This window comes from Microcoleus vaginatus FACHB-2002 (genome assembly GCF_040004035.1).
GTDB classification, from domain to species: Bacteria; Cyanobacteriota; Cyanobacteriia; order Cyanobacteriales; family Microcoleaceae; genus Microcoleus; species Microcoleus vaginatus_C.
This window is the reverse complement of sequence record NZ_JAMPLN010000053.1, coordinates 14,983-36,357: the sequence shown is the minus strand read 5'-3', so window position 1 is coordinate 36,357 and position 21,375 is coordinate 14,983. Positions and strand designations below refer to the sequence as shown.

General features: G+C 44.4%; 20 protein-coding genes. 15 read left to right on the top strand and 5 right to left on the bottom strand.

The features are described 5' to 3' along the window. Window positions 1-278 precede the first annotated feature (278 nt). Window positions 279-1,088, bottom strand: a complete 810-nt coding sequence (locus NDI35_RS27510; RefSeq protein WP_445315478.1) for a GAF domain-containing sensor histidine kinase — start codon at window positions 1,086-1,088, stop codon at window positions 279-281. A gap of 726 nt (window positions 1,089-1,814) precedes the next feature. Between NDI35_RS27510 and NDI35_RS27505 the strand changes: the two genes are divergently transcribed. After that, on the top strand, window positions 1,815-1,985 hold the full coding sequence (locus NDI35_RS27505) for a hypothetical protein (RefSeq protein WP_445315477.1): 171 nt from the start codon (window positions 1,815-1,817) through the stop codon (window positions 1,983-1,985). 287 nt (window positions 1,986-2,272) lie between these two features. Here the strand turns inward: NDI35_RS27505 and NDI35_RS27500 are convergent, their stop codons facing one another. Both NDI35_RS27500 and NDI35_RS27495 read right to left on the bottom strand, forming a co-directional pair. Continuing rightward, the gene (locus NDI35_RS27500) at window positions 2,273-4,171 is read right to left on the bottom strand and encodes an ATP-binding protein (protein WP_445315476.1); all 1,899 of its coding nucleotides are present in this window, start codon (window positions 4,169-4,171) and stop codon (window positions 2,273-2,275) included. A gap of 564 nt (window positions 4,172-4,735) precedes the next feature. Beyond that, window positions 4,736-4,963, bottom strand: coding sequence for a type II toxin-antitoxin system CcdA family antitoxin (locus NDI35_RS27495; protein WP_190740850.1), 228 nt, complete (start codon window positions 4,961-4,963; stop codon window positions 4,736-4,738). A gap of 327 nt (window positions 4,964-5,290) precedes the next feature. Between NDI35_RS27495 and lepA the strand changes: the two genes are divergently transcribed. The 3 genes from lepA (at window position 5,291) to NDI35_RS27480 (ending at window position 8,036) form a co-directional block, all read left to right on the top strand. Beyond that, the gene (gene lepA / locus NDI35_RS27490) at window positions 5,291-7,105 is read left to right on the top strand and encodes a translation elongation factor 4 (protein ID WP_445315475.1); all 1,815 of its coding nucleotides are present in this window, start codon (window positions 5,291-5,293) and stop codon (window positions 7,103-7,105) included. 243 nt (window positions 7,106-7,348) lie between these two features. Further along, a complete protein-coding gene (locus tag NDI35_RS27485; protein ID WP_445315474.1) occupies window positions 7,349-7,648 on the top strand; it encodes a type II toxin-antitoxin system HigB family toxin in 300 nt (99 codons plus the stop codon). Beyond that, window positions 7,632-8,036, top strand: a complete 405-nt coding sequence (locus NDI35_RS27480; RefSeq protein WP_445315473.1) for a helix-turn-helix domain-containing protein — start codon at window positions 7,632-7,634, stop codon at window positions 8,034-8,036. Before NDI35_RS27485 ends, NDI35_RS27480 begins: the two co-directional genes overlap by 17 nt. 296 nt (window positions 8,037-8,332) lie before the next feature. Here NDI35_RS27480 and NDI35_RS27475 read toward each other — a convergent pair whose 3' ends face one another. After that, window positions 8,333-9,571: a hypothetical protein gene (locus NDI35_RS27475; protein WP_445315472.1), complete on the bottom strand. Its 1,239-nt coding sequence runs from the start codon at window positions 9,569-9,571 to the stop codon at window positions 8,333-8,335. Between the two features lie 508 nt (window positions 9,572-10,079). Between NDI35_RS27475 and NDI35_RS27470 the strand changes: the two genes are divergently transcribed. The 8 genes from NDI35_RS27470 to NDI35_RS27435 all read left to right on the top strand — a co-directional run bounded on the left by NDI35_RS27470 (window position 10,080) and on the right by NDI35_RS27435 (window position 15,840). Beyond that, the gene (locus NDI35_RS27470) at window positions 10,080-10,568 is read left to right on the top strand and encodes a helix-turn-helix domain-containing protein (RefSeq protein WP_445315471.1); all 489 of its coding nucleotides are present in this window, start codon (window positions 10,080-10,082) and stop codon (window positions 10,566-10,568) included. Window positions 10,569-10,911: 343 nt separating this feature from the next. Further along, window positions 10,912-11,169 (top strand): ribbon-helix-helix domain-containing protein, encoded by a 258-nt coding sequence (locus NDI35_RS27465; protein WP_333199092.1) that lies wholly within the window; start codon window positions 10,912-10,914, stop codon window positions 11,167-11,169. Window positions 11,170-11,175: 6 nt separating this feature from the next. Next, window positions 11,176-11,478 (top strand): type II toxin-antitoxin system RelE/ParE family toxin, encoded by a 303-nt coding sequence (locus NDI35_RS27460; protein ID WP_445315470.1) that lies wholly within the window; start codon window positions 11,176-11,178, stop codon window positions 11,476-11,478. Between the two features lie 12 nt (window positions 11,479-11,490). Then, window positions 11,491-11,673: a hypothetical protein gene (locus NDI35_RS27455; RefSeq protein ID WP_445315469.1), complete on the top strand. Its 183-nt coding sequence runs from the start codon at window positions 11,491-11,493 to the stop codon at window positions 11,671-11,673. A 58-nt stretch (window positions 11,674-11,731) separates the two neighbouring features. Beyond that, the gene (locus NDI35_RS27450; RefSeq protein WP_445315468.1) at window positions 11,732-12,091 is read left to right on the top strand and encodes a hypothetical protein; all 360 of its coding nucleotides are present in this window, start codon (window positions 11,732-11,734) and stop codon (window positions 12,089-12,091) included. Further along, entirely contained in the window at window positions 12,088-12,339 is a 252-nt protein-coding gene (locus NDI35_RS27445; RefSeq protein WP_445315467.1) for an HNH endonuclease, read from the top strand. Before NDI35_RS27450 ends, NDI35_RS27445 begins: the two co-directional genes overlap by 4 nt. Window positions 12,340-13,364: 1,025 nt before the next feature. Beyond that, window positions 13,365-14,303 carry a UDP-glucuronic acid decarboxylase family protein gene (locus NDI35_RS27440; protein WP_333038674.1) on the top strand — a complete coding sequence of 313 codons (939 nt, stop codon included), beginning with the start codon at window positions 13,365-13,367 and terminating at the stop codon, window positions 14,301-14,303. Between the two features lie 148 nt (window positions 14,304-14,451). Then, window positions 14,452-15,840: a UDP-glucose dehydrogenase family protein gene (locus NDI35_RS27435; protein WP_445315466.1), complete on the top strand. Its 1,389-nt coding sequence runs from the start codon at window positions 14,452-14,454 to the stop codon at window positions 15,838-15,840. 105 nt (window positions 15,841-15,945) lie between these two features. On the opposite strand, the gene NDI35_RS27430 is transcribed toward NDI35_RS27435, so the two are convergent. Next, on the bottom strand, window positions 15,946-16,416 hold the full coding sequence (locus NDI35_RS27430; protein ID WP_445315465.1) for a hypothetical protein: 471 nt from the start codon (window positions 16,414-16,416) through the stop codon (window positions 15,946-15,948). Window positions 16,417-16,582: 166 nt separating this feature from the next. Here NDI35_RS27430 and NDI35_RS27425 point away from each other — a divergent pair, with 166 nt between their 5' ends. From NDI35_RS27425 to NDI35_RS27415, 3 genes are all read left to right on the top strand, one after another. Then, on the top strand, window positions 16,583-16,801 hold the full coding sequence (locus tag NDI35_RS27425) for a helix-turn-helix domain-containing protein (RefSeq protein ID WP_006632503.1): 219 nt from the start codon (window positions 16,583-16,585) through the stop codon (window positions 16,799-16,801). A 162-nt stretch (window positions 16,802-16,963) separates the two neighbouring features. After that, window positions 16,964-21,157, top strand: coding sequence for a HEAT repeat domain-containing protein (locus NDI35_RS27420; protein ID WP_445315464.1), 4,194 nt, complete (start codon window positions 16,964-16,966; stop codon window positions 21,155-21,157). Between the two features lie 56 nt (window positions 21,158-21,213). After that, entirely contained in the window at window positions 21,214-21,345 is a 132-nt protein-coding gene (locus NDI35_RS27415) for a hypothetical protein (protein ID WP_445315463.1), read from the top strand. Window positions 21,346-21,375: the final 30 nt, after the last annotated feature.

Sequence of the window (21,375 nt, the reverse complement as noted above, 5' to 3'; positions counted from 1 at the left end):
TTTTAGTGCATTAAAGAGAGCTATAATGTATTCGCATTCTGCCACATCTCTTGATGAGATTATTCGCGCTTATTGTGCAAGTTAGTGTCTCATTTTTATTTGAAATAACTATAGTAGTTGCTATGCTGTACTGTGTAAAACTATAATTCCCTAAAAATAATTGATGAACCAGCTACCGAATTTATTTAGGGAATCTATCGATAAAGTGTCAGCTTTTTCCAGAGTAAAAGTTGTGAACACCGTAAATATTAGACTTGTTAAATAAACCACTAGAAGGTTTACTGATGCCCAGATTTTTCCTGACTCCTGAAAGTGGCTAACTCTGCGTGAGTTTGGCAAGCTTCACTTAACTCAATGTAATCTAAGATATTGGAAATTACCTGAGAAAGGTGGATAGCCGAACGGTGAGCTTCTTGGATAAAATCTCTCTCCTCTATCGGATCGTCAGCTTGGTCGTCTATGGTTAGTTGTAGATAGCCGATGATGTGATTTAGGGGAGTGCGGAGCTCGTGGGACGCCTTCAACAAAAATTGCTTTTTGAGCTGGGATAGTCCTTGTACTCGCTTGCTGCGCTCTTGGTAGAGGGTGGCGAGGGCGATCGCACTTCCTACTTGCTCGGCAAGTTCTTGTGCGAATTCGATCTGGCATTGAGTCCAAGGTCGATCGGTCTTACCCTTCCCCGACGATCGACCCTTGCACTGATGCAAGCTAATTATGCCGTTAGGTTGCTCTTGGTAAGCGGTAGCCACGACTAGCAGCGACTGCGGCCCAAAATGGTCATTGGCTGCAAAGGAGTCTACTACCACCGGTTCGAGGGTGGCTAAAGCTTGAAGGAAATGAGGTGCTGCTGTGAGCGAGATTTCCATTCCCAGCATCGGTAAAAATGGTTCTTGGCAGTATTCAGCAGCTACTTTGACTTGCAGGCTAGAACTTTCATAGGGACAAAGGATACAGCGGCTGACACCTAGTGTTTCTCCCAGACTGTTAACTGTTTGCTGCCAGATGGTATGGAGATCCAATGTTCGACGAATATTTCTGCCAATTTGAAGTAAAAGCTTTTGCGATTGAGCTGATATTTGCTGATTCATAGCAACCCTTTTTCTACTACACTGGCAAAAGTTTACCACTCCGGCAACAGAGCAGGGAGTTACTGAATTTGCCAAGCTGCCGCTGTCCGACTTATGGATTACGTAATTCTACTTAAATATTGCCACACGCTTTCAAAAATTACTAAGTAGTTGCGCTGTCTTTACAAGATCTTTATGATTTTCAAATAGAAGGGAGAGCGTCCTGTTTTCTTAAAAATCCTTTACACGGAACTTACCCCCTGCGGGGGTACTTCCGTCGGCTGAAAGCATTGATGTATATAAGATATAGGCATTTCAGAACGAAAAAAAAGTAGTCATGTATGAGTGGCGGTCGCCAAAAAATTTGGTAAAATAGGTTTCAAGACTGAGATCGGCCCAAATCCCCGCCACATAAAGGTTTCAACGGTTTGTAGTCATGTAAGGATTTTCCTTGATGTTGGAAAGTCTTATCCGGTAATGCTTTCAGTCGGAAGTACCCCGATTCGCGGGGTAAGTTCCGTTTACAGTAGGGGATTGGGAAGCTGAATCAGTCCTAAAAGTAGGCATTAAGTTCTTGTAAAGTTGGCGGTTTGTGGGGGTTTATGAGGAGGTGTGAACTGCCAGCAGACAGATTAAAGATGAGCAGTTATCCGTATCCCCCGGATTTGATTTATGCCAATTCTGGGTGGGGATCGGAAGTGGCGTGGGTGATCAATAGGAGTCCAAAACTCCCAAGGAGGGAGCTTGGTGACGGATAAAAGTCAAAATTTATACGCTGGTGGGCGATCGAACTGTGGGGAGCATTTCACTTTTGCAGCGAAGCTAGAAATTGAAGTTTTGAGGCAGGAGACAGGAGGCAAGAGCCAGGAGGAAAGAGTCAGAAGGAAGGAGCAAAAAGAAGTGTTTTTACAAATATGAGATGCTGCCGAACTGTGTTTGTAAGATCATTACCAATTATCGATGACCTTTATTCACTAAACAGAACTTACGAATACAGGAATATAGCAATTTTTCAGTGAGTAAGGTACAGTTTTGTAATTGGTAATTGGTAAGAAAGCTAGCGAGTACCTCACAAAAGTTGAGAACCGCTATAGCAGTTTTTTTCTGATTCCTAATTCCCTATTGCTTCTTAATTTTTGCTGATTCCTGATTCCTGATTATTTCAACGTCCCGATGACCAATTACTGATGATCAATTACGGATAATTAATTTTTAAATAGTGGTTCTTGATAAAGCGGCACAGTAAAAGTAACCGTCGAGCCGAGTCCTTCGCCCATACTGTAAAAATTTACTGTACCCCCCATTGCTTCTACCAGTTTTTGAGAAATAGCCAATCCCAAACCAGTGCCGCCGTATTGCCTGGTACGATCGCCATCCACCTGAAAAAACGACTCAAATAATTTATCTTGCTTGTCGAGAGAAACGCCAATGCCAGTATCAGCAACTCGGATTTTCACCATTCCGGGGAACTGCTGGTTGTGAACAGTCACCTTTTTCTTAATAACTTCGGCACTGATGCGAATTCCCCCTTCCCCGGTAAATTTAATCGCATTGCCCGTGAGGTTCAAGATTACTTGAAGCAGGCGTTGGTAGTTGCCATACAAAATAATCTCGTCCTCCACAGCGGGTTTTTGGATTTGAAATTGCAATCGCTTTTGCTCGACTTGAACCCGTGTAAAATCCTCAACTTGTTGCAACAGTTCACCGAGTTTGACGGGAGCGAGGTCTAACTCCATTTTGCCAGCTTCGATTTTAGCGACATCCAAAATATCGTTAATCACATTGAACAAATGTACTGCTGATCGGTAAGCTTCTTCGATAAATTGGTGCGCTTCTTCGGGGTCATCTGCCATGCCGTCCATAAGCAGTTTTAGGAAGCCGAGGATGCCGTTGAGGGGGGTGCGGAGTTCATGAGAAGTATTAGCAAGAAATTGACTTTTAAGTTGGGAAAGAGCCACGGCTTCGGCGCGGGCCTGTTCTAATTCTTGGTAAAGTGTAGCGTGGGCGATCGCACTGCCGACTTGAGCGACTAACTCGCGGGCGAATTCGAGTTCGACTGGACTCCATTTCGGCGAACTGCCGCAGCGGTGCAAACATATCAGTGCATTGGGTTGGTCTTCATAGGAGGTAGCTGCTACGAGTACGGAATGGCGGTGGAAGGGATCGGCAACGGGGGAGGCGTAATCGACTGCTACTGGTTTTAAGGTGGCTAAAGTTTGAATCCACCCTGGCTGTTCGGCTGCGCGCAGTTCTAATCCCAGCATAGAAGAGTAAGCTTCTTGGCGGTACTCAGCTACTACTTTAAAAGTTTTCGATTGGAGATTTTCGATTTGAGCGGGCGAAAGCGGGGGCGAGGGGTCGCTAGCTATTGACTGTTGTAATTCGGCTGCTGCTGCGGTCGATTTTTGCTGATTTTCCGAGGCAAGGAAGGGGGATGTTTCGATATTTTCGCTGTCTTTTTTGTAGGAACAGATGATGCAGCGACTAGCGTTCAAAACTTGACCCAAGCTGTTAACAGTTTGCTGCCAAATTGTATCTAAATCGAGGGTTTTGTGCAGGTTTTGAGCGATTTGGGAGATGACTTTACGGTCGATTTCCGAGTAGGGAGGGAGCGATCGACCGGGGATACGGCTCGCTGGAAGCGACATTTGTTGGCGGGCGTCCAAGGGGGATGGCAAAGGTCGATAGAGCATGAATTCTGGGGAGTCGGGCCGTCTGTCTGTGGGTTTGTCAGACAGCAGCCTTCCCATAACTAAGACTTTTGTAGCTTTGCCGTTTGAGTCGATCGCCGGAGTGAGTGTCAAATCGAAGAGAAAATATTGTCCGGCGTGGCAAAATTGATAGCTGAACCTTTGCGGTACGAGGGTTTCGAGCGCCCGCCGCAGGATATCGAGATAAGGCGCAGGGGGGATGGGTTGCAGGGTTTCGCTGAGGGGGCGATCGACAATTTGTTCTGCTGTAAGGTTGTACTGCTCGGCTTTTTGCCAATAAAAAGATAGATATCGACCAGAGGCGTCTTGGGTAAATACTAATTCTGCCCCTAACTCTTGAAAAAAAACTGTAGAGGCGAGGCTCGATCGCCGGAAATCTGTGTTAGAGTCCATCAGAGTAGGGGATGAAAGTAGTTCGGATTTTGGAGTCTTGAGTTTTTAATAAAGAACTCAAGACTCCCCATTGTTTGGGGTTTCTACTGTTAATTTGTGAGTTATTAATCAATTAAAAAGTTGTTAACTTTTTAATTAAAACATTAATCGCTCAAAACTCACAATTTGCAAAAATTTTATGCTTCTACTATTGACTTTTGAGTAATTAATGAACTCAGAAAATATTAATTATTTAATTCTGAACTAAACTCAAAACTCAAAACTATTCGTTCTCAGCCGTTTTGGGTAATTTAAAAATAAAAATTAAGATTGAGAAATTAGGAATCTGCACCGATTAACTATCAAGTGTGAAAATTACGCCAAAATATGAGGCTGCGAACAACTCTAGTCGGGGAATGGCTCACGCATTTTTTCTCTCACCTGGAATAGTTCCGAGGTTGTGATTTAGCCGAGTTCACTCGCCCACCACCTGTAGCTTTAGCCACGAAATCTGCAGGAGTTCGCGGGGGCGATCTAAATTTCACAGCCTGCAGATTTGCGCGCGCCGTCTGGGGCGAGAGCACCTCAGTCGTTCCATTCACCGCGGGGCGGGACTGGAGGGTTGCGGCGCAAACCCAGAGCCAGCTCGTCTTCGCGGCGCTCGCCTCTGAGCCACTGCTTGATTGCTGTTTCAATGACTTTGCTGGGGTCATTCGTCAAGTGCTTAATTTGGTCTAGCAGTTCAGGATCGATATGGATGGACAGTTCGACTTTTTCTGACGAACTGTGGGAAGGTATTCTTGATTCGCTCATAGTTTAAAAATCCTAGTTTTAATTCTTAAGTTTCAATTCTTTTGATGACAACCGACTGGACTAGATATTTGAACTCCTGATTTGCACCCAACCTTTCCTCAACCGCTTAACCGCTTTCTGTACAATGAGAGAGAGAAAAGTTTTTTCCTTTTGGGTGTCCGGGCTCGGTCGGACACTTGAAAGGCTAATAACTGATACTCTTGAGGTTTGCCTGAGTTGTGGTTTCATCTCAATCCCCAGTAAGAGGTTGAAGTAAGCACTCGACTCTTGCTTGTGTAATCATACAACAAAAAGTATCCTTTGCCGATTAGCTCTTCGATAAAAAACATGACTAACGTCCCTGTATCTCGCATTCGTAATTTTTCGATTATTGCTCACATCGACCACGGAAAATCCACCTTGGCTGATCGCCTGTTGCAGGCGACTGGGACTGTGCAAGCACGGGAGATGAAGGAGCAGTTTTTAGACAATATGGAGCTCGAACGCGAACGCGGCATTACGATCAAGCTGCAAGCGGCTCGGATGAATTACACTGCCAAGGACGGTCAGCAGTACGTGCTCAACCTGATCGACACTCCCGGACACGTGGACTTTTCTTACGAGGTGTCGCGATCGCTCGCTGCTTGCGAAGGGGCGCTGCTGGTGGTAGACGCATCTCAAGGCGTAGAAGCACAAACCCTGGCCAATGTCTACCTTGCCTTGGGAAACAATCTGGAAATTATTCCAGTTTTAAATAAAATTGACCTGCCGGGGGCAGAACCGGAACGGGTAAAAGGGGAAATTGAAGAAATTATCGGTCTGGACTGTAGCGGGGCGATTGAGGCTTCGGCTAAGGAAGGAATTGGTATTGATGAAATTTTGGAGTCGATCGTCGAATTGGTGCCGCCGCCGCAGGATACTGTGGACAAACCGCTGCGGGCGCTAATTTTTGACAGTTATTACGACCCTTATCGCGGGGTAATTGTGTATTTCCGAGTGATGGACGGAAGTGTCAAAAAGGGCGATCGAGTTTTGTTGATGGTTTCGGGTAAGGAATATGTCATCGATGAATTGGGCATCCTTTCACCGACTCAAGTTCCAGTAGACGAACTGCACGCGGGGGAAGTGGGTTATCTGGGCGCGGCAATTAAAGCCGTAGCTGATGCTCGCGTCGGCGATACGATTACTTTGGTCAAAAAGCCGGCACCGGAGCCTTGGCCGGGTTATACAGAAGCAAAACCGATGGTTTTTTGCGGCTTGTTCCCGATCGATGCTGACCAATTTCCCGATTTGCGGGAAGCTTTAGAAAAACTCGAACTCAACGATGCGGCGCTTTCTTACGAACCGGAAACTTCGAGTGCGATGGGATTTGGTTTCCGCTGCGGTTTCTTGGGTTTGCTGCACATGGAAATTGTGCAAGAAAGACTGGAGAGAGAATACAATTTGGATTTGATTGTTACGGCTCCTTCTGTGGTTTATCAAATCACAACAATTAAAGGAGAAGTGTTAACAATTGACAATCCCAGCCACTTGCCAGATCCTCAGTATCGCGAGAAAATTGAGGAACCTTATGTGCGGGTAGAAATGCTGTCGCCGGAAACTTATGTGGGCGCGCTGATGGAACTGTCTCAAAGTCGGCGGGGCATTTTTATGGATATGAAGTATCTGAGTCAAGGCCGAACTACGCTGGTTTACGAGTTGCCTTTGGCGGAGGTGGTGACGGACTTTTTCGATCAGATGAAATCGCGATCGCGCGGCTATGCGAGCATGGAGTATCACCTCATCGGTTATCGCGAAAATCCGTTAGTGAAAATGGACATTTTAATTAATGGCGATCCGGTTGATGCTTTGGCAATGATCGTACACCGCGATAAGGCTTATAATGTTGGCCGCGGGTTGACTGAAAAACTCAAGGAATTGATTCCTCGTCATCAATTTAAGGTGCCGATTCAAGCGACAATTGGCGCGAAGGTGATAGCTTCGGAACACATTCCGGCTTTGCGGAAGGATGTGTTGGCGAAGTGTTACGGCGGTGATATTTCGCGGAAGAAAAAGTTGCTGCAAAAGCAGGCGAAGGGTAAGAAGCGGATGAAGTCTGTGGGTACTGTGGATGTGCCACAGGAGGCTTTTATGGCTGTGCTGAAGCTCGATCGAGATTCGTAATTTGTGTGGCCTTTTGTCAGGAACAGGCAAGATGCCTGTTCCACAAAGAGTCTGTTTTTTTGTCGGTTCTAGGAACAGGCTTTCCGGTCTGTTCCACAAATGGGGTTCTAGGAACAGGCTTTCCGGCCTATTCTACCTTTTGCAGATTAAGGGCGATTCCCTACGGGATAGCTGCGCTTCACGCTCTTGACCAAAGAAATTGGTTGAGCTAAACTAAAATTTAGTTTAAATTGCGTATAGTAGATGCACATAATCAGCTACAAACGGGTGCGTGAATACAGCGAAACTCATGCTGATTGCGGGGAAGCTTTGGATAACTGGTTTAAAATTGCTAGCAAGGCTAAATGGTCTAACTTAATTGAGGTACAATCTGTTTTTCCTAAAGCCGAAGCAGTTGGGGGGTTTACAGTTTTTAATATCAAAGGTAATAATTATCGATTAATCGTTAGTATTGATTATCAAACCCAATTAATTTATATCAAATATATTCTCACCCATGCTGAGTATGATAAGGAGAAATGGAAAAATGACCCTTACTTTTAATCCAGATAAATACAAAGAGTTATTGTCTCTGTATCAGCCTAAAATAATTAGAAATGAAGCGGATAATGAGAAGGCTCTGGCTATGGTGGAAGAGTTAATGCACCGGGGCGATCGCACTCCTGAAGAAGACGAGTTATATGAATTGCTGATTGCATTGATTGAAAAGTTTGAGCAAGAATTCTATGCACCGGGAGCCACAGCTACGCCTCGTTCAATATTGCTGTTTTTGATGGAACAAAGAGAGTTACAAGCTGCGGATTTGGTGGGACTTATGGGTTCTGAAGAAAAAGTGTATGAAGTGGTTAATGGCGATCGAGATATTGGTAAAGAGTTGGCCTTGATTCTGGGGAGTTTTTTTCATGTAGAGCCGAGTTTGTTTTGTAATTAAGGGAAGTGAGATTAAGGGTGATCGCACTTTTGGACATGAAGGGCGATCGCACTTGACCAAAGAAATTGATTGAGATCAACTAAAATCTAGTTTAATAGTCCTGGACGATGGGGGCCCAGAAACCGGGTTTTTTTACGAAATACTTGGTTACACACCGTAAATTCGGTAAAAAACCCGGTTTCTTTGAGTGAGATTAAGGGCGATCGCTCTTTTGGAGATTAAGGGCGATCACTCTTTTGGAGATTAAGGGCGATCGCAGTTATCGCTCTCCGAGAATTGCTCTTTCCTTATACCGCTCAAGCCTCAGAAAGACTAGGCAATATGACAGCAGTTTGAGCAACAATTTTGTCGAAAACTGTTTTTTGTGATAAGCTGTCCTTCGAGCAAATCTTGACTTTTTCTAGTAAAGATGAATAATCCTCTTCGGAAGTTATTGGACTAGCCATTCCTTTGAGCTTGGCTTCATAGAACTGGCAAGCTGTATAGCCTACTAGATTGAATACGAATACATTAGTGGAAGCGCTAATTGTCCAGTTAGCAATTGGAGTATGTTTGAACAAAAATCCTAGACCTAGTTGGGTAGCTTCTGTACCACTAAGAGCGAGACTAAAAATTCCTAAAAGTTCTGTTTGACGTGCTGGATCGTCGATATCGTCAAATCCATACACAACTGAAATCTGATAGCAAAGTTCTACCAATAGTAAGCTGCTATTATAAAAATCAACTAATGCTGTAGCTGGTGCAGCTAAACCACCACTTATTATCGTGGCTCCCACACCCAATGCTGCTACCGCTGTTGAAAAAATTGCTTTTTCCTGAATGAGACGATTGCCAATCTGGCTAGGTTTTTCGCTAGGATAAACTGCTTTTAGCTTTTTAACAGTATCCTTAGCTTTATCCAGGTCAACGCCTTGGGTAAGATTATAGAATAGGCGATCGCGCCAAGTTGTATCCCATAAAGTCATTATTGTATTCCTGAGAGAGGCTGGTATCTTACCTACTCCCTTAGTTGCTTCATTAAGCAAATGAGATACCTTTTTAGTTGTATCTCCTACCCCTCCTCCTACAGTTTGAGTCCCTTTTTCTATTGTTATTTGACAATCTTTCAAGAAGCTCTTTAATATTTCAATGTCTTTGGCTGATTTTTTGTCAAGAGCTTTTTTAGCGTCGATCACAAAATTCAGCAAGCCCATGATACTTTCTGCCGCCGATTGATTGGGTGTTGAAGCTTTATCTACTTTTCCGCCCCTGATACTTTCTGCCGCCGGTTGATTGGGTGTTGGAGCTTTATCTACTTTTTCGCCCAGATTTGATGGGTTCTCATCTAGCTTACAGAACTTTATCTTTGGTTCAAATCCCAAGGCAGTGTGAACTTTATTAACAATCAAATTCCACTCTTCATCGTTGGGTTCTTGATAACCTTGAAGAGTCACCTCCCTTCCTTTGACTGTTGCAGAAATCGAACCGCCTGTATAAGCCCATCGGGGATAAAGGGCTATGTGTATCTTCGATACATATTGTTGATCTGAATTCATTGCTAAAAATCCTTGACGATGAATATCTGTTTCTTAGGAAATATAGGCAATTAATGCTAATAATTGACAAGGAAAGTTATCTGACGGATTCAATAGCCCTCCTCGGTTTGACTTTTTCCTCAGTTTAGTGAGATCGCTTTAAGCAGAGCTAGGCGCTTTGGGGGATGAGGAGGCGATAAACGGTTACGCAACACTTCTGGGGTATCATCAGTACGCCCCTCTTTGATAGCCCGTTTTTTCAGTCGTTCGACTAAAACGTTCTCCGGCACCTCAAAACTAATCACACAGTTAAGCGAGAAATTTACCAAAGTTCAGCCTTACTCCCCTGTCGGATCGCTAACTGTAGTCAGTAATAGCTCAAAAGCCCTCCCACCAACTCTTTGACTTATAACTTGAATCATTTGCGCTTTAGCCTTCACTTATCATACGCTAGCTGAGTATGGTAATAACCTGACATATATCAGGAGTTATGTTAGAATTCCATCAGGAAATTTAGAGACACCCATCTATGGCATCCACAAACGATCGCTTCGTCGAAGCCGAAAGCCGCTGGGACTTAAAAACTCTGTACTCGGACTTGGCCGCCGTTAAGGGAAAGCCTCTCACCCCCGTAGAAAAGCTGCATCTGCGGGGGTTGCTTTGTGGCTTCAGTCCCGCTGAAATCGCCGAAAAGCTGAAAAAGAATCCCAAGGGTGTTGAAACTGACCTGTGTGCCTCTATTTATAAATACGTTAAAGCCTTTCTGGGTAAAGGCGTTGAAAAAATAGAAAACTGGAGAAATATTGCTGAATGGCTTGAGGATGCTGGATATAAAACTCAGTCGTCTGCTAAATTACCAGTCAAAGATTTATTACCTGAAAATTGTGTTGTTAATGTAACGAATATAAATATAGATAAAAATCAAATAGTATTTTTTATAAACCTGCGAATACCAACCTCACCAGATTCAGAACTATCAATACAAAATCTAGACCTCGACGATAACAACTCAAACTAAAATTTTGCCAATATTCAACAGATTGGTAGCGTGAAGCGACTAAAATCAGGAAGGGCGATCGCACCTTTACCCGATCGCGCGGGGCGATCGCACACTGCATTTCTCCAATAAGGGCGATCGCGCTTCTATTGTGCTATGATTCGATCGGAGCATCAGTGACTAAAAACAATAGCAAGAATTACCATTCAAATTCGCGACGAACTAGCGATTGTGATCGATAAATAGTAGTAGGTATTGCTAGTGCAACGTAACGCATCAGTCATAGATTAGATTAGAATAGAATAGAGACAAACGTGCAATCCCCCCGAACTGCAATAAAACAATAGCCAGCCGATCTTTACCTATGAGTATCACCCTCACCCCCGAACAAGAACAACTCATCCAAGCCCAACTCGCTAGCGGGCGCTATACCAACGTTACCGAAATCATTGCTGACGCGCTACGGCTGCTGGAAAAACGCGATCGATACAATCGCTGGGTAGAAGAAGTTTGCGCCAAAATCGACATCGCCGCCACACAACTCGATCGCGGTGAAGGAGTGGATGGTGAAACGGCGATCGCTCAAATTAGAGCCAAATTTCACAAAGCTCGATCGGTATAATCCCTGATGAGCCAATATATCATCTCACCTGAAGCGATTCGCGACCTTGACGAAATCGCTGACTATTTCGTCGCACGCAACGTTGAAGCAGGCGAACGATTCATCGATGAATTCACTAAAAAATGCCGCTACTTGACAGAATTTCCTCTGATGGGACGCACTTATAGTCAACTTCGCCCCTACTTGCGCGGTATTCCTGTGCAAAACTACATTATCTTTTACCGCATCGCGAACGATGGAATTGAAATTATGAGAATTATCAGAGGCGATCGGGATTTAGAAGCTTTTTTTGAAGAGAATGGAGCATAGGTTAGGAATCAAATGACTGAAGAAGAACTCCTTAAGTTATATGAAAAAATTGATGCAGGTGTGAAAGTAGCAATTGCCGAAGCATATGAAAAACACTGCAGACTAGGACAATCAATTAGTATCTGGCGTGATGGTAAAATCGTGACTATAACTGCTCCTGAGATTCCACCGCTATCCAATAACGACACTATATAATTATAATTCCCGTCGTCTATTGTGCTAGGATTCAATGAGAGCGTCCGTGAGTAAAAAAATGGCAACAATTACTCTTCAAATTCCAGACGAACTAGCACTGCGGCTAGATACTCTCAAAGATGAGTTACCACAGATTTTGATGCTGGGATTGAGGGAAGTCGAAGCCAATCCTTCAAGCGGATTTTCGGGACTCACGAAGATATTAGAATTTATAGCAAGTTTACCCTCGCCACAAGAAATATTAGCCCTGCGTTTATCCGACGATCTTCAAGCTGAAATCGATACTTTATTAGAGAAAAACCGCACAGAAGGACTCACGCCGATCGAGCAGCGTGTGTGGCAAGAATACGAATTTGTCGAACATTTAGTACGCATTGCCAAAGCCCAAGCCCTGCTGAAACTGAGCGAGGCTGCATGAGTAAAACCTACGTTTCAGCTAGTCTGCGACGAATGGTATGCGATCGCGCCAACGGATACTGCGAATATTGTTTGATCCCAGAAACACTCGCCCTCTCGTCTCATCCAATAGACCAGATCATTGCAGAAAAACACAGCGGCGAAACAGTTGAAAATAATCTGGCTTTGTGTTGCTCAATTTGTAACAAAAATAAAGGCAGCGACATTGCCTCGATCGATCCAGAAACAGATGAAGTGGTTCGACTTTAGAACCCTCGAAAAGATAGCTGGGAAGACCATTTTCAACTTCAAACTGAAAGTGGTACAATCGAACCTCTAACTGCGATCGGTCGAGTCACTGTGCGTTTATTGCAGGTTAATCGTGCAGAATGTCTGACCGAACGTAAGCTATCGATCAAAATTCGAGCGTTAACAAAACCCAATTAAGCGATTGCGTTCAAGCCACACCATAACCTCTATATTGAATTTTATCTAGAAGACTATGAGTAAAAATTGAAGCGCAATTATGCCAAATATTTAAATTATTAGCGGTCCTAACGGTTCAGGTAAAACGACAGTTTACCTGAGATTATTACCTTATTTTTTAGAATGTTTTGAATATGTAAATGCAGATGCGATCGCGGCCGGGATGTCCCCATTCAATCCAGAGTCACTCGCCATCCTCGCAGGACGCTTAATGATACAAAGATTGCGAACTTTATCATACTCTGGCACTGATTTCGCCTTCGAGACAACTTTGCGCGTAACTTTGCTCGATTCTTGAGAAACTGTAAAACTAAAGGCTACACAATCAACCTGATTTAGTTCTGGCTGCAATCTCTATAAATTCCAATTGAACGAGTGCAACCCTGGGTTGAAAGTGGTAGACATTCTTTTCCCGAAATCGACATAATTTCTCTTATATGGCTTTTGAGATAAATCGATCCTTGTTTTTTCCAACAAGCCCGTAAAGCGCAGCTATCCCCTAGGGCATCGCCCAACCTCCAACCGAAGTCATCAAATAATCACTAACAAGTAACAAATAACAGAACTATTGTCAACAGTGTTTTTTCGGAAATATTGAAACTTAAATAAAAACTGCTACCGACATTTGCGAATTATAGCACTTTGTTCAAATAATTTGAAAATGCTAAGTTAATTAAAGATTCTATAAAAGTGACGCATAAGTCTTTACATTGTCGATCGCTATTTTGTTATTCTATTAGTAAGTTTCATTCGAGCGACGGAATTTTTGTATACCAGTCCTACCCCTAAACAGAACGGCAGTTTCCACAATGAGAATTTTAGTCACAGGCGGTGCGGGTTTCCTCGGTTCCCACCTAATCGATCGCTTAATGGCCCAAGGACATGAGGTAGTCTGCCTGGATAATTTTTACACCGGGACTAAACGCAATATCCTCAAATGGCTGGACAACCCGTATTTTGAGCTGATCCGCCACGACATCACGGAACCGATTCGGTTAGAGGTAGATCAGATTTACCATCTGGCTTGTCCCGCTTCCCCCATACACTATCAGTACAACCCTGTCAAGACAATTAAAACAAACGTCATCGGCACGATGAATATGTTGGGATTGGCCAAACGGGTAAAAGCAAGATTCTTTCTCGCTTCCACTTCCGAAGTGTACGGAGATCCTGACGTACATCCACAAACAGAAGATTATCGCGGCAACGTTAATTGTATCGGGATCAGATCGTGTTATGACGAAGGGAAGCGAGTAGCTGAAACCTTATCTTTTGATTACCACCGTCAAAATGGGGTAGACATTCGAGTTGTCCGAATTTTCAATACCTACGGCCCCCGGATGTTGGAAAATGACGGCAGAGTAGTGAGCAATTTTATTGCTCAAGCTTTGCGGAATCAACCACTGACTGTATACGGCGACGGTTCCCAAACACGTAGTTTTTGCTACGTTTCTGATTTGGTGGAAGGATTCATTCGTTTGATGAATAGCGACCAAATCGGGCCGATGAATCTGGGGAATCCCGGCGAATACACTATATTGGAACTGGCACAAAAAATTCAAAACACCATTAATCCAGGGGCAGAAATTATCTTTAAACCGCTGCCAGAAGACGATCCAAAACAGCGACAACCGGATATTACTCGTGCTAAAAATTGGTTGGGGTGGGAGCCAACTGTGCCACTGGATCAAGGTTTAGAGTTGACTATAAAGGATTTTCGCGATCGCATCGAGGGAAACCAAAAGTAGAGACTGGGAGAAGGGGAGACTGGGAGAGTGGGGGAGGAAAGAAATCTTCCTTATTCCCAATTCCCAATTCCCAATTCCCAATCCCCAATTCCCAATTCCCAATTCCCGATTGCCATCTGATTTTTTTACTAACTTTGAGGACATTTGTATGCATGTTTGCGTCATCGGTACAGGATATGTTGGCTTAGTCACCGGCACTTGTTTGGCCCACATCGGCCACCACGTGATTTGCGTAGACAACAACGAAGAAAAAGTTAAATTAATGAAGTCTGGACAGTCGCCTATTTTTGAACCCGGACTGTCTGAATTAATGTCCTCTGCATCTGCGTCTGGCAATCTAGAATTTACTTCGGATTTAGCAGCAGGAGTGTCTCACGGGGATATTTTGTTTATTGCGGTGGGGACGCCTCCATTGCCTACTGGGGAAAGCGATACTCGCTACGTGGAAGCGGTTGCTCGTGGAATTGGAGCTCACCTCGACGGCGATTACAAAGTAATCGTAAACAAATCAACGGTGCCGATCGGTTCGGGGGATTGGGTGCGAAGAATTGTACTAGACGGTTTAGCAGAACGTCAAAAACCTCAAAGCGGTGACGGGGTTACTGCTGAGGAAGTAGCAGTAAAAACTGGTGTGGCATTTGATGTGGTTAGCAACCCGGAGTTTTTGCGGGAGGGCTGTGCTGTTTTCGATACTTTTAATCCCGATCGCATTGTTCTCGGCAGCAACTCTCGGCGGGCTATGGATATGATGCTACAGTTATACCGGCCGATTGTCGATCGCAAGTTTGCAGAAAATCCGTCTTTGCCAGAGGTTCCTGTGGTGATGACTGATATCAGTTCAGCGGAGATGATTAAGTACGCAGCTAATGCTTTTTTGGCTACGAAGATTAGCTTTATTAATGAAGTTGCTAATATTTGCGATCGCGTCGGTGCAGATGTTAGTCAAGTTGCCCGGGGTATTGGTTTAGATTCACGGATTGGCAACAAGTTTCTGCAAGCTGGCATTGGTTGGGGCGGTTCTTGTTTTCCCAAAGATGTCTCGGCTTTAGTTCACACTGCTGACGATTACGGCTACGAGGCACATTTGCTGAAAGCGGCAGTGGAAGTTAACCAACGCCAGCGGTTGATTGCTATTGAAAAATTGCAGCAAGTTTTGAAGATTCTCAAAGGTAAAACTGTCGGACTTTTGGGTTTAACTTTCAAGCCGGATACTGACGATTTGCGGGATGCCCCGGCGCTGAATTTAATCGATAGTTTGAATCGGTTGGGAGCGAAAGTTAAAGCTTACGATCCGATTGTTTCTCAAACTGGGATGCGTCACGGTTTGTCGGGAGTTTTGGTAGAAACCGACCCGGAAAGACTGGCTGATGGTTGCGATGCTTTGGTGTTGGTGACTGACTGGGAACAGTTTCGCAATTTAGATTACAACAAAATGGCGAAGTTGATGAACCATCCGGTGATGATTGACGGCCGCAATTTCTTAGACAAGAAGGCTTTAGAAGCGTCGGGTTTCCAATATGTGGGGATTGGAAGGTAAAGAAGAGTTTTGAGTAGAATCTCTATTTCGTAGGGTGCGCCGAAGCGCACCTTACATTTATCTTGCTGGTGGCCAACAAGCGCGGGTTTACTCGCCCCGACTGCTTTAAAAATTTTCCATCAATGTTTTTTCTTGAGCGTAAACATCTCGTAGCTGTTGCAGCGCTGAGGCAGAAATTACCGATTTCACTGTAGCGACTAATTTACCCCACTCAAGCAAGCTGTCAACTGAAACAGCGGCTTTGAAGTTATACGTATAGAATTTAGTCCAAAATTCTGGTGCTTGTGTCCGTTTCCAGCGTTTGTACCATGCGACAAAATCTTGATCACAGGGCGGTTTTACTTCTAAGATTGGGGGAAAATCGGCGTAGCTGACAAATCGACTCAGGCCTTTGGCATGAACGTACACCACGTTGTGGCAGCAATCGATCCGGTATATCTGTTCGGGTGAGATGTTGAACAGGAGTGCTACTGTTTCTTCAGTGACAAATCTCGATCGCGGATTGACGATCGACGATTTGTGAATAATTTTTGATGCGCCGATCGTTGACGATCTTAACTGATTTTCTGATATCATTGTAGTTGCATCTGGTGGTGGTAGCTAAATCTATCTCTGCTAAATGCGATCGACAGAAATTATCTGTCGGGATTAATTTTAACTGGCGATCGTCTTTAGTTTGCAGACCGGGGGCGATCGCTTTTTGATATATTATACTAAATCCAAAATTTTGTAAATAGTGAATATGAGCAAAGGCTTAGTCAGATTGCGGGTTCGAGAGTTGGCTGCCGAGAAGGGATGGACGCTCAAGGAAGTTGCGGAGCGATCGGGCGTAGGCTACAGTACGATTAGCAATTATGCCCGTTCTCAGGGGATGGCAATGGTTGACTTTGCAGCAGTTCACAAGCTGGCTCGAACTTTTGATGTGATGATTGAGGATTTCGTGGTAATCCTCGAAAAATAGTTGAACGTTTTGCCTAAATTCAATGTTTTAGCGATCGACTTTTGAGGTGACGATCGAAGTTTTGATGTGATGATTTCAGCATAGGTCGATCGCCCGCAACCAAAGTCGATCGCCTATCATTGAAATAACCCGCTTGGAGCCTGAAATTAGGAGAACCGTCAAATGCTAGAAGCTGCGCTATTAGGAGGTCTTCTCAAGGTCGCTTTCGATGGGATAGTGGGCGCTCAAGCCAATGATGCAGTCAAGCACCTCTGTTTGAAGAAAGTAAAAAAGCTATCACGAAACGGTAAAATTGTCAATTACGATTTAGAAAAAGCGCTGAAACGTTCTTTCCTGAAAGCTCAGCAACAAATCGCCTCAGAATGTTATAAAGAATTGGTTGAGCCGTCTCGCAGGGCTTCTAAAGCACTCCTGATTTACTTGCCTCAAGACCGTCCTTATTTAGAATGGCTAGATAAGAAGAATAAGGAGTTAAAATCTGAATTAAAGCACGTTAACAAAGAAACAGCCCCTTCTGGTATTCCCATAGAAGGTTTAGATGAGATAGAATTGCTGCTAAGCTTCCGAAACGAGTTAAGCCAAAATCGCTTTCAAGAAGTTGAAAATAAACTGCTGGAAATTGCACTAAAAGATTGTGAGGTCACACTTTATCAAGCTAAATTAAAGGGAAATTTGTTTAGCTTAGTATCTGCATACTTTGCCGAGGAAATCAAGGACAATGAAAAGGTGTTCCAGATTTTTACAGCGCAAAGTTTAACGGGGAATGATACCCAAACCGCAGAAACTCACGCTTTGATGGAACAGCTAAAGGCTTTGCTTGAGGAGATAGTTGAAAACAGCCGCCTTGCTTATCGGCCGATTGACTGGCAAGCTATTTGCCAGCAGATATTAGTGGAGAAAGAACAGCAGCGGCTTAGTAGCAATCAGCTAACTTTTGGCAAGCATGAAATAGATGATGTTTATGTGCCGCTGGGATTGGTGGAACTGCAGAAAGTGACTCAGCGACGCGAAAATGTTGGGGCTGAGGAAGGTTTAAATTTTTACCGGAAAAAACAAATTACTCAAGGGTTTGAACACAGAGAGTTTCTTGAGCAAGTTATCCAGCAAGGAAGTAGCCCTAAAAGCAATGGGAAGCGGTTAGGAATTATTGGGGAACCGGGGGCGGGGAAAACAACGCTGTTGCGGCAGATTGCGAATTGGGTAGCGGCTGAAATTTCCGAGGCCATTGTAATTTGGGTATCCTTGGCGGATTTGCAGGGGAAGGAATTAGAGCCGTATTTATTTGATAATTGGCTGTTGGCGGCTATTAAGAGAATTGGGAAGGCTGAGGCGACGGCGGAAATTAAGGATGACTTTGTAGCACAATTTAATGCTGAGCGCGTGTGGTTGGTGTTGGATGGGGCGGATGAGATGGCGGTGGGGGATGGCAATCCTTTGGCGGAAATTCAGCGGCAAATTAGAACCGGCGGCTGCATTCAAAAGGCGCGAATTGTGCTAAGTTGTCGGCAGAATGTTTGGGATGCGATCGGCTCTGCGTTGGATACTTTTGATACTTATCGCACTCTGGAGTTTTCCTATCCCGAACAGGTGGAAATGTTTATCGATAAATGGTTTCTAACCCCCAGGGGCGGGCACGGGGGCGCCACCCCTACAAATCCCCTCAATGTAGGGGCGGTGCCCCCGTGCCCGCCCTCCCCACCGTGCCCGCCCTCGGCTGGGGGGGTTCTCGCTCAACAGCTACGGGAAGCATTAGCAGCATCGGGAAATGAGCGAATTCGAGATTTAGTGAAAAATCCCCTGAGATGTTCGTTATTGTGCGGCACTTGGCAGTCGTTGGATGGGGATTTACCGGATACTAAGGCTAAGCTTTATCAGCGGTTTGTGACTACTTTGTATCAGTGGAAAAAACCGCGCCTGAATTGGATTCCGCAGCAGGAATTGAATGCGGCTTTGGGGAAATTGGCACTTTCAGGGATGTTAAATGAAACGGATCGATTTCAGTGGCCTGAAAGTGTGGCATATCGGGTGATGGGTGCATCGCAGTTTGAGTTAGCTTGTCGTTTGGGTTGGCTGAATTTAGTGGCGAGGGATGCGGAGACAGCGGAGGGGATTTATGCTTTTTACCATCCGACGTTTCAGGAATATTTTGCGGCGTTGGCGGTTGAGGATTGGCACTTTTTCTTGAATCATATTCCTAAGAATCCGCAACATCCTGATGCTAGGTATCGCATTTTTGAGAAGCAGTGGAAAGAGGTGATTTTGCTGTGGTTTGGGCGTGAGGATGTAGGGAAGGAGGAGAAGGAAGCGTTTATTAAAGCGTTGGTTAAGTTTAAAGTTGGGTGGGATAAATTTTATGGATATCGGGCCTATTTTCTAGCGGCTGCGGGGATTGCTGAGTTTAAAGATTGTAGTCTTGCTGATGAGATTGTGCGGCAAATTGTTACGTGGAAATTTGGTTATTTTAATAAGCAAAAACAGGAGTGGCGGACATTTCTAGATCCAATTGTCGAGAGGGCAAGGGAAGTTCTGAAAGAAACAGATCGCCAAAGGGCTATCTCCGCTTTAATCGAGTTAATCCGCAATTCAGGTGATGAATATACCCGGAGGGAAGCGACAAGAAGTTTGGGGGAAATTGGCAAAAATTGCCCAGACACGATCGCCGCTTTAGTCGAATTAATCAATACTTCTCAGGATGAAGTTACTCGGTGGCAAGCGGCAGATATCTTGGGTAAAATTGATAAAGATAGCCCTATAGCGATCTCCGCTTTAGCAGAGTTAATTCACACTTCAGTTGAGAAAAACACCTGGAAGCGATCGGCATATAGCTTGGGGACAATAGGCAAAGATAGCCCAGAAGCGATCGCAGCTTTAGTAGAACTAATCCGCAATTCAGTTGATAACCATTTCTACCCGCATTTCTCTCGGCATAACGTACCTACCTGTATAATATTGGCATATAGCTTAGGAAAAATAGGCAAAAATAACCCAGTGGCGATTGCCGCTTTAGTCGAGTTAATCCGCACTTCAGATAATAAAGTTACTCAATGCTTCGCGGCAGAAATTTTAGGTAAGATAGACAAAGATAACCCGGTAGCGATCGAAACTTTATTGGATTCAATCCGCAACTACCGTCCTAAAGATAATCGTTATCAAGCGGCAGAAAGATTAGCAAGTATCGGAAAAAATAACCCTGTTGCGATCGCTGCTTTAGTCGAGTTTATCAGCACTTCCCGCAATCAAGTTACCCGATGGCGAGCCGCAGAATGTTTGGGAAAAATAGACAAAGGTAACACAGTAGCGATTTCAGCTTTAGGCGAGTTAATCCGCAATTCAAACAATAAAAGAACCCAGTCATCAGCAGCAGCAAGTTTAAACAAAATAGGCAAAGATAGCCCAGAAGCAATTTCCATTTTAGTCGATTTAATCCGCAATTCAGGTGATGAATTTACTCGGCGTTTAGCGGCAGGAAGCTTGGGGGAAATCGGTAAAGATAGTCCAGAAGCAATCTCCGCTTTAGTCGATTTAATCCGTACTTCTCAGAATGAAGAGACTCGACGGCAAGCAGCAGAAAGCTTGGGGAAAATCGGCAAAGATAGCCCAGAAGCAATCTCCGCTTTAGTCGAGTTAATCCGTACTTCTGAGAATGAAGTTACTCGGCGGCAAGCGGCAGCAAGTTTAGGGAAAATAGGTAAAGATAGCCCAGAAGCAATCTCCGCTTTAGTCGAGTTAATCCGTACTTCTCAGAATGAAAGTACCCGCTGGCGAGCTGCAAATAGTCTAGGGAAAATAGGCAAAGAGCAGCAACTTGCGATTTCTACTTTAGTCGAGTTAATCGGTACTTGTCACGACGATTCTTTTGTAGAGAGCAATAGTTTATGGACAATAGGCAAAGATCAGCAAGTGGCGATATTCGGTTTAGTCGAGTTAATCTGCAATTCTGGTGATGAATATACCCGGAGGAGCGCGGCATTAATCTTAGGGGCAATAGGGAAAGATTACCCCGAAGTTATTTCCGCTTTACAGGAGTTAATCCGCAATTCACGGGAACTCGATACCCGGTGTGTAGCGGCATCTAGCTTAGGGGAAATAGACATAGGTAACTCAGTTGCGATCGCCGCCTTAGTAGAGTTAATCCGCAAGTCACGTCCTGAAGATACCATGTATGACCCAGCAGGTTGCTTAGGGAAAATTATCACAGGTAAACATTTCGCTACCGCAGTTTCAGGTTTAAAAAAATGCCTAACTTCCGAAATCTACAAAAATAATTTTGGTCGCAATGAGAAGTGCTACGGAGTCATCTGGAATTGTGCCGAAAATATGACTTACCCCGACTTTTATCAAGCATGGCACGCTTAACCCACCGCTGGAATTGCCGTTAACAGGTTTTCCGCCAAATCAAGAGGATTTGCTGAATGCGGTACAGAATTGGATTGGGGCGAGGGGATAAGTCGCAGATCCAGGGGCCGGACACGGCAATGCCGTTTCCCTACAGGTATTACAAAAACGTGCGATCGACCAAAAGCAGATGCGAACAAATAGTTTAACCTGCGATACTAATTCACAGATGCGATCAA